Annotated in this window: 4 protein-coding genes and 1 pseudogene; 4 read left to right on the forward strand and 1 reads right to left on the reverse strand. The window is 71.3% G+C overall.

Annotated elements, in window-relative coordinates; genetic code table 11:
• Nucleotides 1–301: hypothetical protein (locus L2I40_RS21605; protein WP_456305759.1), on the reverse strand; the 301-nt coding region annotated here is incomplete at its 3' end.
• 75 nt (nucleotides 302–376) lie between these two features.
• Here L2I40_RS21605 and L2I40_RS21610 point away from each other — a divergent pair.
• From L2I40_RS21610 to L2I40_RS21625, 4 genes and pseudogenes are all read left to right on the forward strand, one after another.
• Nucleotides 377–553, forward strand: a complete 177-nt coding sequence (locus L2I40_RS21610) for a DUF3553 domain-containing protein (protein WP_308116443.1) — start codon at nucleotides 377–379, stop codon at nucleotides 551–553.
• A complete protein-coding gene (locus tag L2I40_RS21615; RefSeq protein ID WP_237217297.1) occupies nucleotides 550–1,305 on the forward strand; it encodes a sulfite exporter TauE/SafE family protein in 756 nt (251 codons plus the stop codon). The genes L2I40_RS21610 and L2I40_RS21615 overlap by 4 nt, the downstream gene beginning before the upstream one ends.
• Before the next feature lie 86 nt (nucleotides 1,306–1,391).
• Complete coding sequence (gene moaA / locus L2I40_RS21620; protein ID WP_237217299.1) at nucleotides 1,392–2,384, forward strand: GTP 3',8-cyclase MoaA; 993 nt, start codon at nucleotides 1,392–1,394, stop codon at nucleotides 2,382–2,384.
• Nucleotides 2,384–2,685 (forward strand): annotated as a pseudogene (locus L2I40_RS21625) (hypothetical protein); the annotation flags it as partial. The gene moaA and the pseudogene L2I40_RS21625, both read left to right, overlap by 1 nt.

The raw sequence follows: 2,685 nt of genomic DNA on the forward strand, positions 1-2,685 counted from the left end.
GCAGGTCCACCGATGCCCGCCGGCCGAGCGTCAGCCCTTCGGTCAGCGCCGCCAGCCCGGCCGTGTCGAGCTCGCCCGCGGCGCCGCCGACGGCCACGCGCCAGAAGCGCAGCCGCCGGTCGAGGCTGCGCGCGGCGTCCCGCGCCACCTCGCCGGCATCGTCGCCGCCCTCGCCCAGCATCTCGAGCACGCCGGCGACCGCGCCGATCGGTCCCCCGAGGTCATGGCACAGCCGCGTGCATACGGCCTGTGCCAGCGCCAGCCCGTCGGCGGTCCGCACCGCCTCGGCAGCCTGTGCCATTCGCTTCTCCCGCCCGTCCTGGGCCCAGTGTGACGGCTCCCAGGCTGGCCGTCAGGCAATTAATGATGCTTTACCGTGCTGGTGAGCAGCGACCTCTTCCCCGGCCAGCGCGTCCGCCTGCCCGCGCGGCCCGACTGGGGCACCGGCCAGGTGCAGTCGGTCGCCGGGGACCGGGTGACGGTGAATTTCGAGAATGCCGGCAAGGTGACGCTCCGCCTCTCGGCCGTGGAGCTGGAGCTGGTCGAGGAATGAGCGCCTTCACTGCGGAGCTGGCGGCGGTCCTGTCGGACTGGCGTATTGTCGCTGCGCTTGTCGTCACCGCTGTCGCCGGGCTGATGCGCGGCTATTCGGGCTTCGGCACCGCGATCCTGCTGGCGCCGGCCTATTCGGTGCTGTGGGGGCCGCGGGTCGGGGTGCCGGTGATGCTGCTGATGGAGCTCTTCGTCTCCATGCAGCTGCTGCCGAAGGCGCTCGGGCAGGCGGACCGGCGCGTGATCCTGCCGATCGGCGCCGCGGCGGTCGCGATGACGCCGGTCGGTGCCTTCATCCTGCTGACCGCCGACCAGGACGTCCTGCGGCGGTCCATCGGGGCCCTCGTGCTCGTGTTCGGGCTGCTGCTGATGTCGGGCTGGCGCTACCACGGATCGCGTCCGCTGGCGCTCAACATCGCGGTCGGCACGACGGCGGGGCTGCTGAAGGGGGCGACGGGGGTGAGCGGCCCGCCGGTGATCCTCTACCTGCTGGCGGGGCCCGAGGAGGCGCGGCGGCACCGGGCCAACCTGATCCTCTTCTTCGCCTGCATCGCGGTGGTGTCGATCATCCCGCCCGCGCTGGGCGGGCTGATGGGCTGGGCGGTGCTGGCCAAGCTGCTGCTGCTGCTGCCGGTGCTGCTGCTCTGCGTGCCCATCGGTGCGCGGCTGTTCCACGTGATCCCGGAGCGGTGGTACCGTCGCTTCGCCTTCGGGCTGCTGGTCACCACCGGGGCGATCACGCTCCTCGCCTGACCGGGTCTTGCGCCCGGGGGGCCTGGCGGCCCAGATACGAGCCGAGGAAGTGCCCGCCTGGGGCTTGCCGGGGATAGCCGCCAGCCATGATCGATCCGTTCGGTCGCAAGGTTTCGTACCTGCGCGTCTCGGTCACCGACCGATGCGACCTCCGCTGCGTCTATTGCATGGCGGAGGACATGACCTTCCTGCCCAAGGCGGAGGTCCTGACGCTCGAGGAGCTGGATCGGCTCTGCGGCGCCTTCATCGAGCTCGGCGTCGAGAAGATCCGCCTGACCGGCGGCGAGCCGCTGGTGCGGAAGAACGTGATCAGCCTGTTCCGCAGCCTGGGCGCGCGCCTGGATGGAGGCGGGCTCAAGGAACTGACCGTCACCACGAACGGCACGCAGCTGGTGAAGTTGGCGGACGACATCGCGGCGGCCGGCGTGAAGCGGATCAACGTCTCCCTCGACAGCCTCGATCCCGCGACCTTCACCGCGCTGACGCGCTGGGGGAAGATCGAGCCGACGCTGGATGGCATCTTCGCCGCCAAGGCCGCGGGCCTCGCGGTCAAGATCAACGCGGTCGCGATGAAGGGCGTGAACGAGGGCGAGTTCGACCGCATGCTCGCCTGGTGCGGCGAGCACGGCTTCGACCTGTGCCTGATCGAGACCATGCCGCTCGGCGAGATCAGCCAGGACCGCACCGACCAGTACCTGCCGCTGAGCGTCGTGCGCGCGCGGCTGCGCGAGAACTGGACGCTCGAGGAGACGGACTACAAGACCGGCGGCCCGGCCCGCTACTACACGGTGAAGGAGACCGGGCGGCGCATCGGCTTCATCACGCCGATGACCCATAATTTCTGCGAGAGCTGCAACCGCGTGCGGCTGACCTGCACCGGCACGCTCTACATGTGCCTGGGCCAGGAGGATGCCGCCGACCTTCGCCGCCCGCTGCGCGATCCGTCGGTGGACGAGGCCGGGCTGAAGGAGGCGATCCTGGACGCGATCGCGCGCAAGCCGAAGGGGCATGACTTCGTCATCGACCGCCGCCGCAAGGCGCCAGCCGTCGGGCGGCACATGAGCGTCACCGGCGGCTGATGCTGCAGGACCTGACCCGCGCGCTGACGCTACCCGGCCTGCCCGACTGGGCGGGGTTGGTCGCGCTCGGCGTGCTGGTCGTCGTCGCGCTGGCCTACCTGCTGATGCCGTTCAGCGTCTTCGGCGTGAAAGGGCGGCTCGACGCGATCGAGGCGCAGCTGGACGAGATCCAGACCGAGATCCGCACCCTGGCACTTCGGCTCCCCGAGCCCGGCCGCGGGCGCCGGCCGCCGGTCGAGGATGACTGGGCGGAGCCGCCGGTCGCGCCGCGCCGCGCCGAGCCCGAGCCGCCGCTGCGCGC

The organism is Falsiroseomonas oryziterrae (genome assembly GCF_021864505.1).
In the GTDB taxonomy this organism is placed as follows: domain Bacteria; phylum Pseudomonadota; class Alphaproteobacteria; order Acetobacterales; family Acetobacteraceae; genus Falsiroseomonas; species Falsiroseomonas oryziterrae.